This window comes from Streptomyces sp. NPDC058619 (assembly GCF_042717785.1).
Lineage (GTDB): Bacteria > Actinomycetota > Actinomycetes > Streptomycetales > Streptomycetaceae > Streptomyces.
This window is the reverse complement of record NZ_JBHXQN010000004.1, coordinates 172019-188935: the sequence shown is the minus strand read 5'-3', so window position 1 is coordinate 188935 and position 16917 is coordinate 172019. Positions and strand designations below refer to the sequence as shown.

Sequence of the window (16917 nt, the reverse complement as noted above, 5' to 3'; positions counted from 1 at the left end):
CTCCCCCGGCCACCGGTTTCCGCCGTAAGTCCACGATTGTCAGTGGCGGATGGGACACTTCCGCCCGTGAGCTCCTACCCGCCCAGCGTCCCTCCGCAGAGCAGCGCGCAGCAGCCCCCGCAGCCGGCGGTCCCCCAGCCCGGAATCCCCCAGCCGGCGGTCCCGCGCCCGGCGACCCTGCGGCAGCGGCTCGCCGGCCTGCGCGGCCCCGCCGTGCCGCCCCGCCCGCTCGACGCCCGCGCGCTGGCGGCCCTCGCCGCCAACCCCGGCTGCGGCAGACGCGCCTTGCTCGACGGCGCCGGAGTGGACAAGACCGCGCTGGCCTCGGCGCTCGGCTCCCCCGCCGCCTTCGGACAGTCGCAGTTCGCCATCGTCCGCGGGAACTCCTTCGAGGCCAAGGTCAAGGGCGACGGCGGAGCCGTGCTGCTGCGGCTGGTCCACGAGCACCTCGGCGCCGGCGCCGAGGCGCCCGGGCCGGACGCGCTCGTCCCCGACCTCACCGCCGCCGGGCCCGAGGGCCGCGCCGCCCGCACCGCGCTGGCCCTGCGGGAGGCCACCGCCGCCGCGGCCTGGACGCTGCTCGACCACCCGATGCTGGCCCTGGAGGTGGCGGGCACGCCCGCCTACCTGGAGCCGGACGCCGTCGTGGTGCACCCCGACGGCCGCTGGACCGTCGTGGAGATCAAGTCGTTCCCGATGATCGACGGCGCCGCCGACGCCGCGAAGGTCGGCGCCGCGGCCCGGCAGTCCGCCGTGTACGTCCTCGCCCTGGAGAAGACCGCCGAGAAGCTGCCGGGCGCCGAGGCCGGGCACACCGTGCTGCTGGTCTGCCCGAAGGACTTCTCCAACCTGCCCACCGCGGCGCCGGTCGACGTCCGCCGCGAGCGGGCCGTCACCCGGCGCCAGCTCGACCGGCTGACGCGGGTCGAGGAGCTGGCCGGGGCACTGCCCGAGGGGCTCACCTTCGACCCTGCGCGGACCGCCGACGAGCTGGCCGAGGCCGTGGGCGCGGTGGACGCCTCGTACGCCCCCGAGTGCCTGGCCGCCTGCGAGCTGGCCTTCCACTGCCGGGAGAAGGCCCGCGCCGCCGACGAGCTGACCTCGCTGGGCCGCTCCGTACGGGGCGAGCTGGGCGCGCTGACCACCGTCGAGGCGGCCCTCGCCGCGGCCGTCGGCGGCGGCTGCGCCGACGATCCCGCGTCGGCGGCGCTGCACCACGCGGCCCGCCTGCGCGCCGAGGCGCTGGAGAGCACCGGATGAGCCTGCTGAACACCCTCGCGCGGCTGCAGGCCGTCCGGGCGGGCCGGGCCCAGCCGCTCGCGACCGTCCGGCACCGGCACCTCGCCGCGGGCCCGCTGGTCCTCGTGCCGCTGACGACGGCCGGTGAGGCCGGGGCCCCGCTGGGCGCGCTGGTGGGCACCGATCCGGCGGAGCCGAGGCTGCTGGTCGTGCCGCAGCCGCGCGACCGGGACCTGCGCTGGGCCTTCCTGGCCGACCTCGCGGACGTGGTCCTGCCGTACGTGGACGCGTACGCGGACGACGTGGAGTTCGTGGAGCGCAGCGAGACCGACCCGGAGACCGGCCGCAAGACCAAGGTCGAGGCCGAGCTGTGCCGGGACGCTCCGCAGCTGATCGTGCCGAGCCGGGCGGGCGTGGAGTACGTACGGCTGCTGGGGCGCTCTATGCGGTTCCGGCGGACGGCCGAGGAGGATCCGGAGAACCCCTACCCGGCGCCCGCGCGGGTGCCGCTGCTGGGGCGCTGGTTCACGCACCTCGGCGAGCGCGCGCGGGTGCCCGGCTCCTCGATGCTGGTCTCGGCGACGGACCTGCTCTCCCGGCACTGGGCGAGCGGCCAGAGCAACCTGGAGGACCAGCACCTGGGCGCGCTGCTCGCCTGGATAGCGCCCCCGCGGGGCGCGTCCGGCGCGCAGGAGGCGTTGCGGGCGGAGCTCGGCCGCGACGGGGACGGGCAGCTGCTGGTCCCGCCCGCGGGCCCGGCCACCGACCCGGCGTTCGACAACCGGGTGCTGGCGCCGGCGATGGCCCGCTACGACGCGGCGCGCACGGCGGAGCCCCCGGACGGGGCGGCGCTCGCCCGCGCCGAGGAGCACGTACGGGCACTGGTGGAGGCGCAGATGCGGCCCGCCTGGGACGCGGTGTGGCGCTCCGTGGAGCTGCTGCGCGCGCTGCCGGCCGGTGAGCGGGCCGAGGAGCGCTGGACCCGCGACCGCTGGTCGTACACCGGCCACCGGGACCGCGTACGGGCGGGCGAGCCGCCGCAGCCGCGCCGCGACGACGCGGTGACGGCGGCTCAGAAGCTGGCCACCCGGGAGACCGAGCAGGTACGGCTCGACGCCCAGGAGGCGCTGGACGACCCGCTGGTGATGGCGGGCCGGCGGCTCGCGGGCGAGGCCTTCGCCGGCGAGGTCACCGAGGTGGTGATGGAGTGGACGGAGACGAAGCGGCCGAGTCCGCGCCCGCTGGTGACGGTGGCCACGGAGGACCGGCCGCAGCTGGCCGAGGAGGGCGGGACGAAGGTGTTCCGCTCGCTCGACGGCCGCCCGCAGTCGGCGCGCTTCGTCCGGTTCGACGAGGACGGGCGGCTCGTGCTGCGGCTGCTGGACAAGATGGGCCGCGGCCGGGACCCGGAGCCGGGTTCGGTGCCGGAGAAGGGCGACCGGGTGTGCTGGACGCTGTTCGAGCACGACGCCCGCGGCGGCCCGAAGCTCCCGGACCCGGAGCGGACCCCGTGGACCCACGGCGGCCCGCCCGCACACCTGGCCTCCCCGACCGCCCCCGCGCCCGACGCCGTGACCGACGAGGACCTCCTGTGACCGCATTCGACCCGGGTGCGGCGGCCGCGCGGGCCACCGCCGCGATCCTCCACGACACGCTGCACGGGACCGAGCGGGGCGTCGTCGTCGACTCCCCGCCCGGCGCCGGCAAGTCCACGCTCGTGGTGCGGGCGGCGCGGGAACTGGCCGCGGCCGGGCGCCGGCTGATGGTGGTCGCGCAGACGAACGCGCAGGTCGACGACCTGGTGCTGCGGCTCGCCGAGAAGGACCCGGGGCTCAAGGTCGGCCGACTGCACAGCAGCGACGGCGAGGCGTACGATCCGGCGCTCCGCGAGCTGCCGTCCGTGACGCTCTCCGCCAAGCCCGGGGACCTCGCCGAGCTGCCGGTGACCGTCTCCACGGCGGCGAAGTGGGCGTACGTCAAGGACGCCGAGCCCTGGGAGCACGCGATCGTCGACGAGGCGTACCAGATGCGCTCCGACGCGCTGCTGGCCGTGGCCGGGCTGTTCGAACGGGCCCTGTTCGTGGGCGACCCGGGGCAGCTGGACCCGTTCAGCGTGGTCGGCGCCGAGCAGTGGGCGGGCCTGTCGTACGACCCCTCCGCGTCGGCGGTCTCCACCCTGCTGGCCCACAATCCGCAGCTCCCGCAGCACCGGCTCCCCGTGTCCTGGCGGCTCCCGGCGACGGCCGCGCCGCTGGTCTCCCGGGCGTTCTACCCGTACACGCAGTTCCGCAGCGGTACGGGGCCGGGCGAGCGCACCCTCGCGTACGGGGTCCCCTCGGACGGCTCGGGCCCGGACCGGGTGCTGGACGAGGCGGCCGAGTCGGGCTGGGGCCTGCTGGAGCTCCCGGCGCGGCACACCCCGCGCACCGACCCGGAGGCGGTCCGGGCGGTGGCCGCGGTGGTCCGGCGCGCCCTGGACCGGGGGGCGGTGACCTCCGACGAGCGGGGCCGGGGCCCGGCCCCGCTCACCGCCGAACGCATCGCGGTGGGTACGGCGCACCGCGACCAGGCGGCCGCGGTCCGCTCGGCGCTGGCCGGGCTCGGGGTCACGGGGGTCACCGTGGACACCGCGAACCGGCTCCAGGGCCGGGAGTACGACCTCACGGTGGTCCTCCACCCGCTGTCGGGCCGCCCGGACGCGACGGCGTTCCACCTGGAGACGGGCCGGCTGTGCGTGCTGGCGTCCCGGCACCGGCACGCGTGCGTCGTGGTGGCCCGGGCGGGCATAGCGGAGCTGCTGGACGACCACCCCTCGACGGAGCCGGTGCAGCTCGGGGTGACGGTGAAGTTCCCGGACGGATGGGAGGCGAATCACTCCGTTCTGGCGCACCTCGCCGAACACCGGGTGTCCTGGCGGCCGTAGCGCGGGCCATCGGACGCCACCCCTACCGCTTGCGGGTGACGTCCATTCGCGCGCGGAGGACCTCGGGCGGCCTCCGCCCGGGGAGCCCTGCGGCTGACGGCTGGTCAGCACGGTCCCGGGCGGCCGGGCCGACAGGGTCCCGGTCAGCCGGGTCCCGGGCGGCCCGGGCGGCCGGGAACGCGGCGCCCGCGGGGGCGCCGGCCGCTCACCTGCTCGACTCGTGCGCCACGGGACAGGCCGGCTTCCCCGTGCGCCCCACCGGTCGTACGGGCGTTCCCGCCGCCCGCGGTCCGCAGCGGTGCACTCTTGCGCGGCGTTGGACAATGGACGGTGGCCCGGAAGCATTTCGCACGCGCAGCAGCTGGAGGACACGCATGGCAGAGCCCGAGCGGACCGAGCGGAGGCTGCGGCCCGCGCCGCTGCTCTTCGAGCCGTCGGACGCCGCCACGGACCCGGAGCACTTCTTCGATCTGGAGTCGATCGACGACCCGCGCGAGCTCCTGGTCCGCGCGACGGAACTGACACTGGCCTTCCGGGCGGCACAGGAGCGCGCGGTGGAGTTCCAGGCCGTGGCGGCGGCGCAGCTGGCGGACCCGCGGCGGTTCGACCGCCTCTCGCCCGCGGCGATCGCCGAGCAGGCGGACTGGACCGAGGACTACGCCCGCAAGATGATCGAGTTCGGCGAGACCCTCCAGCGTGACGCCGGCCCCGAGGGCCCCTGACCGCACGCGCCGGTCCGGCCGGCAGGCCGGACCGCACCGACCGCACCCCACCGACCGCCGCCACCCGACCGCGCCCCACCGACCGACCGGACCGCACCGACCGCACCGCCCGGCAAGGGCTCCGACCGGGGGCCCTCACCGCGGGCTCCCGGGACCCGTACGCACATCTCCGCCGGGGTCCGCGCGGCCCCTCCCGACCCGTCGGGGCCCCGGGCTCCGCGGTACCGCCCCGAGCCGGTCCGCCGACCGCCGCGCGCGGCACCTGGCATATGCGGGGCGCAACATACCGCAGCACGGCCCGCCCTGTCCCCGATTCCGGTAACTCCCGGGAACCGGACCGCTACGGCCGGTAGACCTGGGCCCATGACGACCCTGACGACGGTACCCGGTTGCTCCGCCCTCGACGTCCGCGTCGCGCCCGCCACCCACGTCACCCCGCAGGGCGCCGCCTGGCTCGCCTCCGCATCCGCCTCCCCGCGGACCACCCTCGCGCTGTGGCAGGCGCGGCCCGCCGCGACCGCCGTGCTCCCGTGCGGGACCGCCTTCGACGTCGTCAACGTCCCCGTCATCCTCGGCCGCCGCGTCCTGGACCTGCTCTGGGCCGAGGGTCCCGGCTGCGGGCCGGTCGCCGTGCACCGCGGCAGGCTGCTGCTCTTCACCGCCCCCGGCACCGCCCACCGGCTGCCCGCCCTGCTGGCGTGGGAGGAGTGGGGCGGCTCCCGTACGGCGCCGGCCCCCCTGTGCCACGGCCGCGGCGACGCGGTCACCGTGCCGCCGCTGGCCGCCGCGCCCGGCCCCTCCCGGTGGCTCGTGGCCCCCGGGACCCGGTCGCCGTGGCTGCCCGGCCCCGAGGCGCTGCTGTGGGCTTTCGTCCGCGCCGCCCGTACCGCCGGGCCCACCACCGACCTGGGGATATCGATTTTTCCTTCCGCGGATCAGGATGCTAATGTCTGCGATGTCAGCACGCGCCGCTAGCTCAGTTGGTTAGAGCAGCTGACTCTTAATCAGCGGGTCCGGGGTTCGAGTCCCTGGCGGCGCACAGACGACAAGAAGGCCCCCACGCGAGTGGGGGCCTTCTTCGTGTCGTGCCGCGGGCGCCGCTCAGGTGGTGATCTTGACCGTGTAGGCGCCCGACTGGGTCCGGTCCGCCACCTCGATCGTGATCCGCTCGCCGGGCACGGTGAACGTCTCGCCCACCTCCAGCGGCGCGTCCGCGAGCGGCGGGTACACCGAGCGGTCCCAGCAGGCCTCCGTCCGCGGGTGCCCGTCGAGCACCTCGATCGGTCCGCCGCCCGACGCCGCCTCGTTGCGCACCCGGTAGACGAGGACCCCTTCCGTGCAGGTGTCCCCGTCGTTCCCGGAGGAGCCGCGCGCCTCCACGGCGATCGCGCTGCCGGCGCCGGTACGGATCACCGCGAGCCGGGTGCCGCCCGTGCCACCGGTCGGCGGGGTCTGCGCGAGCGGCTGGAGCGTGTGCATCGAGGAACCGGACTGCACGCAGTCCACCTGGGAGGACTCCAGCCAGCCCAGCTTCCACTTGTGCCAGGCGAAGAGGTCGGGTGCCATCCCGAACTGGCTGCCCATGACGTCCCAGTCCCCGACGTACGTGTCCCAGTCGCCCTTGCCGTCCGTCGGCCGGTGGTAGAGGTCGGGGAGGTCGAAGACGTGCCCGGTCTCGTGGGCGAGGACGTTGCGGTCCGGCGGGTGCCGCTCGAAGACGGTGACGATCCGGCGCAGGTCGGTGCCGTCCGCGCGGATCGGCCGGTCGAAGTTGACGACCTTCGTGGCGTCGGAGTCCACCCCGGGTGCGTCCGGGTCGGCGACGAAGTACACGACGTCGTACCGCGAGAAGTCCACCCGGGCGTCGGCGGTGGCGACCGCGTCCCGGACGTAGGCCGCCCGGTCCTCGGGGGCCCAGTCGCGCTGTATGCCGTACGCGGTCGACGGCCGGGGCATCCGGGCCCACTGCCGCTGCGGGTGCGGGACGAGGCGGAAGCGGCCGTAGGAGGCGCGCTCGAAGAACTCGCTCGTCGCGGGGAAGTAGTCGCCGGTGACCTCCTGCGGCGTCACGGCGGGCCGGTGGTCGGGGAAGGAGAGGAAGACCATGACCGCGTCGAGGGTGCGCTCGGGGCGGGGGTAGGCGCCGTTCCAGCTGTCCAGGCCCAGCGAGTGGTGCGCCGCCGTACGGGTCAGCGCGCAGGGGCCGGCCCCTGGTTCGGCGACGGCGGGACCCGCGACGAGCGACATGGCGGCGAGCGCCGTCAGGGAGGTGAGCACGGCCCCGGCACTCCGGACGCGGGAGCGGTCCACTCCCCCGGGTGTCTGCTGTCGCGGCACATCGACCTCCGGTGGTGGATTGGTCCCATCTCGTCCACCTTGAGGCGATTGTCTTACTAATGCCCTGTTCCACTGCCCCACACGAGTGAGCGGTACGGCAACCCGGTGACCTCGGGGCTTGACGCGTCCACCTACAGAACGTCACGATCGGTCATGTGAGATCAGCAGAGGTCTCCGCGTGTTCAGAGCCGCGCAGAAACGATCGCCCGACCTTTGGCCGACGATTCGTCATCACCGTGAACTACCCTGCTCCGCACGGCGATGCCGCTGGATAGCCCCTCCCGTCAGCCTCTATGATCGGCACACTTTCCTGCACGGACACTCACGAGCACTGCGGGAGCCAACGGTGAGCGGAACCTCAGAGGGAACCGGTTCGGCGGCCGACAGCATCCGATCGGCCATCACGGAGCGTCACCCCGTCGTACCGGCAGCCCAGTCGGCGCCGGCCACCCCGTCCGCCACGGATCCGTCGTCCCGCGCACGGTCCGAGCTGCGCGACTACCGGGCCGCCTTCAACGCGGCCCACCTTGCCATGGCCGTCGTGGACCGCGACGGCTTCGTCCTCACCGCCAACCAGGCCCTCGCCGGGCTGCTGGGCACCGAGCCGCACGCCCTCACCCACCAGTGCGCCGCCGACCTGGTCGACCTGGCCGCCGAGGCCCGGACCTGGGCGGCGTACCAGGAGGTCCTCCGCGGCCGGCAGGCCCGGCTGCGCTGCACCCGCCGGCTCAAGCACCCCGACGGGCACTCGCTGTGGACCGAGGTCACGCTGGGGCCCGTACCGGGCACCGGGGACGTGCTGCTGTCCGTCGCCGACATCAGCGACCGGCGCGACCTCCAGGCCCGGCTGCGGCACCTCCAGATGCACGACCCGGTCACCCGGCTGCCCAACCGGGCCCTGTTCTTCGAGCGGCTCTCGACCGCCCTGGAGGTGTCCTCGTACGAACGCGGCGGCGGGACCGGCCGGATCGGGCTCTGCTACCTGGACCTCGACGGCTTCAAGGCGGTCAACGACACCCTCGGCCACCGGGTCGGCGACCGGCTGCTCGCCGCCGTCGCGGCCCGGCTGACCCAGTGCGCCGACCGGACCGGGTACGGGCGCACGGGCGGGCACCTGGTGGCACGGCTCGGCGGAGACGAGTTCGCCCTGCTGGTCGAGGACTCCACGGGCACCGAGCAGCTCGCGGACCTCGCGCGGAGCGTGCTGGCCGCCGTACAGGAGCCGTTCGACCTGGCCGGGCAGCGGCTGTCGGTCTCGGCGTCGATCGGCGTGGTAGAGCGGGTGGCCGCCGGGACCTCGGCGACCGGGCTGATGCAGGCCGCCGACACGACCCTGTACTGGGCGAAGGCGGACGGCAAGGCCCGCTGGACCCTCTTCGACCCGGAGCGCAACGCCCACCGCATGACACGCCAGGCCCTGTCCTCGACGCTCCGGCCGGCCGTGGAGCGAGACGAATTCGCGCTGGAGTACCAGCCGTTGGTGGACCTGGAGAGCGGCGCGGTGCGCGGGGTGGAGGCGCTGGTGCGCTGGAAACACCCGCAGTTCGGCACCCTGACGCCGAACCGGTTCATCGGCATCGCCGAAGAGGACGGCTCCATCGTGCAGTTGGGACGGTGGGTGCTGCGCACCGCCTGCCGCCAGGCCCGGCGCTGGCAGCTCGACCACCCCAGCGACACGCCGGTCTTCGTGTCGGTCAACGTCGCGGTACGCCAGGTGTGGGACTCCGACCTGGTGGGCGACGTCGCGGAGATCCTCGCCGAGACGGGGCTGGCCCCGCAGTTGCTCCAGCTGGAGCTGACCGAGTCGGCGGTGATGGGCTCCGCCGGCCGCCCGCTCCAGGCCCTCCAGGCGCTGAGCGACATGGGGGTGCGGATCGCGATCGACGACTTCGGCACCGGGTACTCGAACCTGGCCTACCTCAGCCGGCTGCCGGTCTCGGTCCTGAAGCTGGACGGCTCCTTCGTCCGCGGCTTCCGCTACGACGAGGGCGCGCACCCCAACCCGGCCGACGAGACCATCGTCGAGGCGCTGGTCCAGCTCGCGCACCGGCTGGGCCTGACGGTGACGGCGGAATGCGTGGAGACCGCCGGGCAGGCGGCCCGGCTGCGCGGCGTGGGCTGCGACACCGGCCAGGGCTGGCTGTACTCGCGGGCCGTGCCCCCGGACGTGATCGCCCGCATGATCCGCCGCCAGGCCGCCGCCGAGGGCGCCCCCGCCTTCGCGGCCCCGGCCGCCGACGGGCCCGCCCCGCACCCCCGGGTCTGAGGGGTACGGGGCGGGCCCGGCCCCGCCGGGCCGGGCGTACGGTCAGAGACTCCGGACGAACGCCCCGAACGCCTCCGACGCCACGGTGAAGGCGGGCCCGTCGGGCCGCTTGGAGTCCCGAACGGCGACCCGGCAGGGCTGCGCGGCCACCTCGACGCACTCGCCGCCGCTGCTACCGCTGTGCGAGGCCTTGCGCCAGGCCGCCTCGCCCAGGGGGGCGCACTCGACGCAATCGCCGCCGTTGGTGCTGCTGTACGTCGACTTACGCCACTGCACGCTCGTCAGGTCCACACTGGTCCCCATAGCGTTCCTCCATTAGGCGTGCGATCAGAAGGGCCGATTCCCCCGGCGAGAGGGCGTCGGCTTGCAGTCGAGCGTAGCCGACAGAACGCTCCCTGATCACTTGTGGATTGGCCGTCATATGGCCCGAGTCATAGCTCTCCGTGTAGAAGAGATCGGGATCGCCATCGAAGCGGAGAAGGTTGAACGATCCGGTCATGCCCGCGTGTTCACCTGCACAGAAGGGCATCACCTGGATCTGGATCCACGGATGCTCAACGAATTCCAACAGATGAGCCAGTTGGTCTCGCATCACCCCTCGGCTGCCGACCTCGCGATGCAGCAGCGCCTCGTCCAGCACGACGAGCAGGACGGGCGGGGTTTCGCGCGACAGTATGCGTTGGCGTTCCATACGGGCGGCTGCGAGGTCATTGGCCTTACCTGGGAACTCCACCCGCAGCAAGGCCTTCGCGTACGCCTCCGTCTGGAGCAGCCCGTACACAACCTGCGCCTGGAACGTCGAGATGTACGCCGCATTGGCCTCCATCTCCGCGTACGCCTGGAACCACGTCGGCAGCTGGCTCCTCAGCACCAGCCCCACCAAGCGGGAGAACAGCCCGCCGGTCCCCAGCGCCGCGTCCAGCCGTTCGGAGAAGTCGCGGGTCGGGACCTTCCGGGCCGTCTCGATCTGGCCGATCAGGGAGCCCGTGCAGTAGATGATCTCGCCCAACTGGCCCTGTTTCAGCTTCGCGTCCTCCCTCAACCTGCGCAGTTCGAAGCCGTAGTAGTCCAGCGGCGAGGCGCTGGGGTCGAGGTCGCGGATGTTGACCACGGGACGGTCACCCCCATGAAGACGCGGGTCGGATGCAGCCGTGGCCGAGCGTAGCGAGACCGGTACGCAGCGGTGTCGGGAATCCGGTAACCACGTGACACACCTCCGCCCCGCACCCGGGAAACAGGGTGCGGGGCGGAGTGTCGCTCGGCGCGGGGTGGGGGGATCAGCAGGCGCCGAGGTCCTTCCAGACACCCCATTCACCGGTGGTGCCGGGCACCTCGTTCTGCGTCCACCACTGGGCCTTGTACTTGCGGCCGTTGTGGGAGACCTCGGTTCCGCCGGTGTAGACGGTTCCCGCGACGTAGGCCGGGACGGAACCGCAGCCGGTGGTCGGCGGGGTCGTCGGCGGCGTGGTCGGGGGCGTCGTCGGCGGCGTGGTCGGAGGCGTCGTCGGCGGGGTCGTCGGCGGCACCGTGGTCCCGCCGAGGGCGTCCGAGATCTGGTTCAGCAGCGTGGTGTTGTTGTCCAGGCCGAGCAGCGAGTACATCATCGCGCCGGCCAGGCCGCGCTGCTTGCCGTAGTCGACCCGGGCCTGGATGGACTTCTGGTTCAGGCCGGTGAAGAACTCGCCGTCCTTGTAGAAGTACGAGGCCTTGGCCTGGTCGTCCCAGAAGGTGCTCGCCGGGTTGTCGACGATGCCGCCGAGCTCCTTGTAGTTCGCGATGCCGGCCTGCTGGCTGGTGGGCCGGGCGCCGGAGGCGCCGGTCGCGGACTGGGCGAGGCCGTTGTTCGCCCCTGCCGGGACGCCCTTCCAGCCGCGGTAGTAGAACTCGTAGCCCAGGGTCAGCTTGTTGGCGGGGAAGCCGCCGGTGATGCCGTAGGCCGGGTTGCCGTCGATCCAGGAGTCGATGGCGTTGTCGATGCTGTACTTCTGCGTGCCCGGGGCGATCGGGTCGGTCGGGTCGCCGGCCGGGGAGTAGAGCGGGGACTGGTGGTACGTCGGCCCGTCGCTGTCCCACGCGCCGTGCATGTCGTACGTCATGATGTTCGCGTAGTCGAGGTACGCGCCGATCTTGTCCGTCTCGATGTACTTGATCTTGTCCTGGCCGGCCGGGAGGGCCGAGGTCAGCAGGTACTTCTTGCCGCCGTTGGCCGCGCCGTGGGCGTCGAGCTGCTGGCGGAACTCCTTGAGCAGGAGCGTGAAGTTCTGCTTGTCCTCGGGGGCGTAGTGGTTGCCGAGGTGGCCGCCGGACGAGCCCGGGTACTCCCAGTCGATGTCGATGCCGTCGAAGATCCCGACCGCCGCGCCGACGCCGCCGTAGCCGCCCTCGACCGGCAGGTTGCCCTTGATGTACTGGTCGATGCAGGAGGACACGAGCTTCTTGCGGGAGGCGTCGGTCTTCGCCGCGTCGCTGAAGTACTTCGAGTACGTCCAGCCACCGAGCGAGATGTTGATCTTCAGGTGGGGGTACTTGGCCTTCAGCTGCTTGAACTGGTTGAAGACGCCCACGATCGGCTGGTCCCACTTGTCGGCGACACCGCTGACGCTGTCGGCCGCGCTGAAGGACTTCTGGTAGTCGGCGTACGAGTCGCCCGCACCGTCACCGGCGTTGGGGTTGTTGTCGTCGCCCGCCGCCTTGTTCGCCTCGAAACAGGTGAGGTTGGTGGGGTGGATGTTGCCGAACGAGTAGTTGATGACGTCCAGCTTGCCCGCTATGCCGCGGGTGTCGAGGTGCTTGGGGTAGAAGGCGCTCCCGTACACGCTCCACTGGTCGTAGTAGGCGATGCGGACGCCGCCGGCCGCGGCTGCCGCGGCGGCGGGGGTCGCGCCGGCCGCCTGGGCGGTGCTGAGCCCCGCGAAGGAGGCCAGCGCTCCGGCGGCCAGCGCCGCCGTGGCGGCGGCGGCGATGAGCGGTTTACGGATGTGCATGAACTGCCTCCGGGGGGTGGGAGGGAAGAGCAAGAAGTTCAGGTGGGAGATTGATAGCGATCACCGGAGGCCCGAGTCAATGGTTTGGACCAAACAAGGACTAGACCACTCCCAGCGCAAATCCCCTCGTCAGAGACCTGAGCGCACATCAGAAACCGCTCGCCACCTAGGGTGACGAGCGGTTTAAGGCTGCCTTGAGCCATGTCCCGGCAAGGTTTCGGCAACAAACCAGCCAAACTCCGTTTGTGTACGGTCAGCCCGCTGCGGGCGCCTCCACCGGCAGGCCGTACGCATCTGCGATGAGCCCGTACGAGCGCAACCGCACCGGTCCGCCGTGGGCGTTGGCGGTCAGCATGAGCTCGTCGGCGCCGGTCCGCTTGGCCAGGTCGTCGAGTCCGCTGCGGACCTCGTCCGGCGTGCCGTGGACGATGTCCACGAGCCGCGCCTCGACGAACTCCCGCTCCAGCGGGGAGTACGGATACGCGGCGGCCTCCTGCGGCGTCGGGATCAGCCCGGGCCGCCCGCTGCGCAGCCGGAGCATCGACAGAGCCCCGGTGAGCACCTCGGCACGGGCCTGCGCCGCGGTGTCGGCGGCGAGCGCGGCGACCCCGATGACCGCGTACGGGGCGTCGAGCACGGCCGAGGGCCGGAAGCTCTGCCGGTACAGGTCGAGGGCGGGCAGGGTGCCGGCCGCGGAGAAGTGGTGGGCGTAGGCGAAGGGCAGGCCGAGCTCGCCGGCGAGGCGGGCGCTGAAGCCGGAGGATCCCAGCAGCCAGATCGGCGGTCGCCCGGCGGGCCCCTGGACCGGCCCCGGCACGGCGTGCACACGGGCGTAGGGGTGCCCGTGGGGGAAGTCGTCGTCGAGGAAGCGGATGAGCTCGGAGAGGCTGCGGGGGAACTCGTCGGCGGCTCCGTCCAGGCGCCCGGCCCCGCGCAGCGCGGCCGCGGTCCGCGGATCGGTGCCGGGGGCCCGGCCGAGCCCGAGGTCGATCCGCCCGGGCGCGAGCGCCTCCAGGGTGCCGAACTGCTCGGCGACGGCGAGCGGGGCGTGGTTGGGCAGCATGACGCCGCCCGAACCGAGCCGGATGCGGGAGGTGTGCGCGGCGAGGTGGGCGAGGATCACGGCCGGCGAGGAGCTGGCGACGCCCGGCATGGAGTGGTGCTCGGCGACCCAGTGGCGGTGGTAACCGCGGGATTCGGCCAGCCGGGCGATCTCCACACTGGTGCGCAGGGCCTCGCGGGCCGTGCTGCCCGCGCCCACGGTGACGAGGTCCAGCACGGACAGCGGCACGGGCGCCTGACCTTGTGCGGTCCCGCGGATCCCGTCGCGGATGCCGCCCCGGCCACCCTCGGGCCGGCCGGCGTCCCCGGTGTCACTCATCGTCGCTCCCGTCTCGTTTTTCACATCCGTACGACATCCATACGACAGACGTACCAAGAACGTGAACCCCGGACGCGGCCGGGGCATTCCCGGCGCACCGGGGCAGGGTCATGACAGAGGCATATGCCACTGGAGTAGCTACAGGCGGGACGACATGATTGAGCCATCAATCTCTCCAACAGCCGCTCCACGGCCGCCTCTTGATGGTTACTGTGTTAGGGCAAGCGGTAACAACCTGCTAGGGGGAAACCGTGGCGCTGAAGCCCGAGCCGACCGCGCCGTTCCACTCGGCGCAGTACGCACTGCGCGTACTCGAAACGATCGCACGGCACGCCGGTGGCGTGACCGACGTGCAGATCGCGCGTGAATCCGGCCTGCCCGCAGTCCATCTCGCCCCGATGCTGCTCATGCTGCGCCGGGAGGGGTACGTCCTGCAGGTCGCCGACGGCGCCTATGCCATAGGGGACTCGCTCGTCCTCCTCGGCTCCGGCGCCGACCGCCAGCAGGCCCTGTCGGACAAGCTCCAGGACACCCTGGACCAGCTCCGGGACTCGGTCGGCGCGGCCGTCTACATCAGCCGGTACGTGGACGGCGAGGTCCGGATCACGCAGTTCGCGGACAGTCCCCGCACCCCGAAGGTGCACGAGTGGGTCGACTTCCGCTCCGCCGCGCACGCCAGCGCGGTCGGGAAGTGCCTGCTGACGCAGCTCGACCTGGACGGGCGCCGCGACCACCTGTCCCGGCACAAGATCGCCCGGCTCACCTCGAAGACGATCGTGAACGAGCGGATCCTGTTCTCCAAGCTGGACGCGCAGCCGGCCACCGTGCCCGTGCTGGACCTGCAGGAGTACGCCGTGGGCACCGTCTGCGCGGCCGTCCCGATCACGGCCGGGAACGCGGTGGGCTGCCTGGCCCTGTCGATGCCCGTGGAGCACGCGCACCGGCTGCGGGCCGCGGCCGACGCCCTGAACCGGAAGGCCGGGCCGCTGCTGCTGTCGCTCACCCTGTGAGCGGGGGCGTGGTGCGCGGAGGCGCGGTAAGGGGCGGAAAACACTTCGGGCGGTTCCCGGTGAACCGGAAACCGCCCGAAGGACAGGTGCGCCGCCAGGGACTCGAACCCCGGACCCGCTGATTAAGAGTCAGCTGCTCTAACCAACTGAGCTAGCGGCGCCTGCTGACAGAGAAAATACTACCCGGTCCCGAGGGGTGCTCAAAACCATTGGCCGTGCGCCGCCTGCGGGCCGGGGTGCCGCTGCGCGGGGCCTGCCCCTGTCCGCCTTCCGCCGTTCCCCGGGGCTCCGCCCCGGACCCCGCGCCTCAAACGCCGCCGGGGCTGAATCTGCCCGGCCTAGGGGTGGAGGAGGTGGGTGCGGTTCTGGGCCGCGTACCTCGACAGGAGGGCGGCTAGGGCCGGTGCGTCCAACGGGCGGTACTCCCCGTCGGGGGTGCGCTGCCAGACCCGGCCCGGGTGGCCCGGGGAGCCGTCCGGGAGCGGCCGGGTGAGGAAGGCGGCTCGGCGGAGGGCGACTCGGTGGATCTTGTTCGTGGCCGTGACCGGCATCGACGGGACCACCCGGACGTACCGCGGCGGCATCTTCGTGCCCAGGTCCGGCTGCGCGGCCAGGAACTCCGCGAAGGCGCCCGGCGCGAACTCCGCGCCCTCGTTCAGGGCCAGCGCCGCCATCACCTGGTCCCCCGCCACCTCGTCCGGCACGGCGTAGACGGCTACCGCCGCCGCCCGCGGCCACCGGGCCAGGATGTTCTCGATCACTGCCGCCGCCAGGTTCTCGCTGTCGACCCGGAGCCGGTCGTCCGTACGTCCGGCGAAGTAGAGGAAGCCGGCCGCGTCGCGGAAGAAGAGGTCCCCCGTCCAGTACCAGCCGTCCCGGGTGCGGGCGGCTTCCGCTCCGGGGTTGCGCCAGTAGCCCTCGAAGAGGCTGCGGCCCCGGTTGACCAGCTCGCCGATGGCCTCGTCGCCGTTCAGCAGGCGGCCGTCCCCGTCGAAGACCGCCGGCGGGCAGGTACGGCCCGTCTCCGGGTCGATCACCGCCAGATCGTCGCCCGCGCCCGCCCGCCCCAGGGCGCCCGGCGGGGTGTCCGGGGTGCGCTGGACGGAGGCCCCGCCCTCGGTGGCCCCGTACCCCTCCACCAGCCGGACCCCGAAGCGCTCGGCGAAGCGGGCCGCGTCCACCGCCCCGGCCTCGGTGCCGAAGCCGAGCCGCAGGGTGTGCTCGCGGTCGTCGGGGCGCGGGTCGGTGGCGAGGAGGTACTGGACGGCCCGGCCGACGTAGGTGAAGTACGTCGCCCCGTACGCCCGGACGTCGTCCAGGAAGGCCGAGGCCGAGAAGCGGCGGCGCAGCGCCACGGACGCGTCCCCGGCCAGGGCGGGCAGCCAGTCGGCGATGACGGCGTTGCCGTGGAAGAGCGGCATGCAGACGTAGTGCACGTCGTCCGGCGTCACGGAGAACTGGCGGGCCAGCGCCGACCCGGCGGCGGCCAGCCGGCCCTGGGTGCAGATGGCGGCCTTGGGGGCGCCGGTGGAGCCGGAGGTGAAGTAGAGGAGCAGCCGGGAGGCGGGCCCGGGAGTGCCCAGCGTCGCCTCGCCGGGCTTGGCGGCCGCGTACGGGGCGAGCAGTGCCTCGTACTCCTCGGTGCCGGTGACGAGGAGGCGGACGCCGGGCAGGTCCAGGCCGCGCAGCAGCGGCAGGTGGGCGCGCTCGGTCACCAGCAGGCGGCAGTCGGTGTGCAGGATGTCGCGCGCGAGCTCGGGACCGCGACGGGTCGGGTTGATCCCGGCGACGGCGGCCCCCGCGAGGGCCGCCGCGCCGAGCCAGAACGGGAACTCGGGGGTGTTGTCGAGCAGCACCCCCAGGTGCGGTTCGGCCTCCGGCGGCATGAGGTCGACGAGGAGCGCGGCGCGCGCGGCGGACTCCTGGGCGGTCCGGTGGCGGGTGAGGACGCGGCGCTCGCCGTCCTCGTACAGCAGCCCGGGCCGGTGGTCGCCCCATTGGCGCGCTATGAGCTCCGCGACGGTTTCGGGTCCAGTCGACGTCCGCATGCGGCCG

13 protein-coding genes and 2 tRNA genes are annotated in these 16917 nt (G+C 73.4%); 8 read left to right on the top strand and 7 right to left on the bottom strand.

What is annotated here, in order from left to right; all coding sequences use genetic code 11:
- The first annotated feature begins 66 nt into the window (after nucleotides 1–66).
- The 6 genes from ACFWTC_RS06640 (at nucleotide 67) to ACFWTC_RS06615 (ending at nucleotide 5923) form a co-directional block, all read left to right on the top strand.
- Nucleotides 67–1260: a hypothetical protein gene (locus ACFWTC_RS06640; RefSeq protein ID WP_384027984.1), complete on the top strand. Its 1194-nt coding sequence runs from the start codon at nucleotides 67–69 to the stop codon at nucleotides 1258–1260.
- Entirely contained in the window at nucleotides 1257–2834 is a 1578-nt protein-coding gene (locus tag ACFWTC_RS06635; protein WP_383920491.1) for a hypothetical protein, read from the top strand. Before ACFWTC_RS06640 ends, ACFWTC_RS06635 begins: the two co-directional genes overlap by 4 nt.
- On the top strand, nucleotides 2831–4162 hold the full coding sequence (locus tag ACFWTC_RS06630) for an AAA domain-containing protein (RefSeq protein WP_383920494.1): 1332 nt from the start codon (nucleotides 2831–2833) through the stop codon (nucleotides 4160–4162). The genes ACFWTC_RS06635 and ACFWTC_RS06630 overlap by 4 nt, the downstream gene beginning before the upstream one ends.
- 374 nt (nucleotides 4163–4536) lie before the next feature.
- The gene (locus ACFWTC_RS06625) at nucleotides 4537–4884 is read left to right on the top strand and encodes a hypothetical protein (RefSeq protein WP_267718705.1); all 348 of its coding nucleotides are present in this window, start codon (nucleotides 4537–4539) and stop codon (nucleotides 4882–4884) included.
- Nucleotides 4885–5247: 363 nt separating this feature from the next.
- Entirely contained in the window at nucleotides 5248–5859 is a 612-nt protein-coding gene (locus ACFWTC_RS06620; protein WP_384027985.1) for a bifunctional DNA primase/polymerase, read from the top strand.
- A tRNA-Lys gene (locus tag ACFWTC_RS06615) sits at nucleotides 5850–5923 on the top strand. The genes ACFWTC_RS06620 and ACFWTC_RS06615 overlap by 10 nt, the downstream gene beginning before the upstream one ends.
- Before the next feature lie 62 nt (nucleotides 5924–5985).
- Here ACFWTC_RS06615 and ACFWTC_RS06610 read toward each other — a convergent pair.
- Nucleotides 5986–7221 (bottom strand): M6 family metalloprotease domain-containing protein, encoded by a 1236-nt coding sequence (locus tag ACFWTC_RS06610; protein WP_383920500.1) that lies wholly within the window; start codon nucleotides 7219–7221, stop codon nucleotides 5986–5988.
- A gap of 346 nt (nucleotides 7222–7567) precedes the next feature.
- On the opposite strand from ACFWTC_RS06610, the gene ACFWTC_RS06605 reads away from it, so the two are divergent.
- Nucleotides 7568–9487 (top strand): putative bifunctional diguanylate cyclase/phosphodiesterase, encoded by a 1920-nt coding sequence (locus tag ACFWTC_RS06605; RefSeq protein WP_384027986.1) that lies wholly within the window; start codon nucleotides 7568–7570, stop codon nucleotides 9485–9487.
- 42 nt (nucleotides 9488–9529) lie between these two features.
- On the opposite strand, the gene ACFWTC_RS06600 is transcribed toward ACFWTC_RS06605, so the two are convergent.
- The 4 genes from ACFWTC_RS06600 to ACFWTC_RS06585 form a co-directional block, all read right to left on the bottom strand.
- Nucleotides 9530–9790: a DUF397 domain-containing protein gene (locus ACFWTC_RS06600; protein ID WP_383920505.1), complete on the bottom strand. Its 261-nt coding sequence runs from the start codon at nucleotides 9788–9790 to the stop codon at nucleotides 9530–9532.
- On the bottom strand, nucleotides 9750–10598 hold the full coding sequence (locus ACFWTC_RS06595) for a helix-turn-helix domain-containing protein (RefSeq protein ID WP_383920507.1): 849 nt from the start codon (nucleotides 10596–10598) through the stop codon (nucleotides 9750–9752). Before ACFWTC_RS06595 ends, ACFWTC_RS06600 begins: the two co-directional genes overlap by 41 nt.
- A 166-nt stretch (nucleotides 10599–10764) precedes the next feature.
- On the bottom strand, nucleotides 10765–12471 hold the full coding sequence (locus ACFWTC_RS06590) for a glycosyl hydrolase family 18 protein (RefSeq protein ID WP_383920509.1): 1707 nt from the start codon (nucleotides 12469–12471) through the stop codon (nucleotides 10765–10767).
- Nucleotides 12472–12724: 253 nt separating this feature from the next.
- The gene (locus ACFWTC_RS06585) at nucleotides 12725–13852 is read right to left on the bottom strand and encodes an LLM class flavin-dependent oxidoreductase (protein ID WP_383920512.1); all 1128 of its coding nucleotides are present in this window, start codon (nucleotides 13850–13852) and stop codon (nucleotides 12725–12727) included.
- A gap of 251 nt (nucleotides 13853–14103) precedes the next feature.
- Between ACFWTC_RS06585 and ACFWTC_RS06580 the strand changes: the two genes are divergently transcribed.
- Nucleotides 14104–14862, top strand: a complete 759-nt coding sequence (locus ACFWTC_RS06580; protein ID WP_383920514.1) for an IclR family transcriptional regulator — start codon at nucleotides 14104–14106, stop codon at nucleotides 14860–14862.
- Nucleotides 14863–14949: 87 nt separating this feature from the next.
- Here ACFWTC_RS06580 and ACFWTC_RS06575 read toward each other — a convergent pair.
- Both ACFWTC_RS06575 and ACFWTC_RS06570 read right to left on the bottom strand, forming a co-directional pair.
- Nucleotides 14950–15023 (bottom strand) — tRNA-Lys (locus ACFWTC_RS06575).
- Nucleotides 15024–15200: 177 nt separating this feature from the next.
- The gene (locus ACFWTC_RS06570; RefSeq protein WP_384027987.1) at nucleotides 15201–16910 is read right to left on the bottom strand and encodes an AMP-binding protein; all 1710 of its coding nucleotides are present in this window, start codon (nucleotides 16908–16910) and stop codon (nucleotides 15201–15203) included.
- Between the last annotated feature and the right edge of the window lie 7 nt (nucleotides 16911–16917).

Coding starts and splice junctions, on each gene's coding strand:
- ACFWTC_RS06620 (WP_384027985.1), top strand. CDS start 5,248: ATGACGACCCTGACGACGGTACCCGGTTGCTCCGCCCTCGACGTCCGC.
- ACFWTC_RS06600 (WP_383920505.1), bottom strand. CDS start 9,790: ATGGGGACCAGTGTGGACCTGACGAGCGTGCAGTGGCGTAAGTCGACG.
- ACFWTC_RS06635 (WP_383920491.1), top strand. CDS start 1,257: ATGAGCCTGCTGAACACCCTCGCGCGGCTGCAGGCCGTCCGGGCGGGC.
- ACFWTC_RS06570 (WP_384027987.1), bottom strand. CDS start 16,910: ATGCGGACGTCGACTGGACCCGAAACCGTCGCGGAGCTCATAGCGCGC.
- ACFWTC_RS06585 (WP_383920512.1), bottom strand. CDS start 13,852: ATGAGTGACACCGGGGACGCCGGCCGGCCCGAGGGTGGCCGGGGCGGC.
- ACFWTC_RS06625 (WP_267718705.1), top strand. CDS start 4,537: ATGGCAGAGCCCGAGCGGACCGAGCGGAGGCTGCGGCCCGCGCCGCTG.
- ACFWTC_RS06590 (WP_383920509.1), bottom strand. CDS start 12,471: ATGCACATCCGTAAACCGCTCATCGCCGCCGCCGCCACGGCGGCGCTG.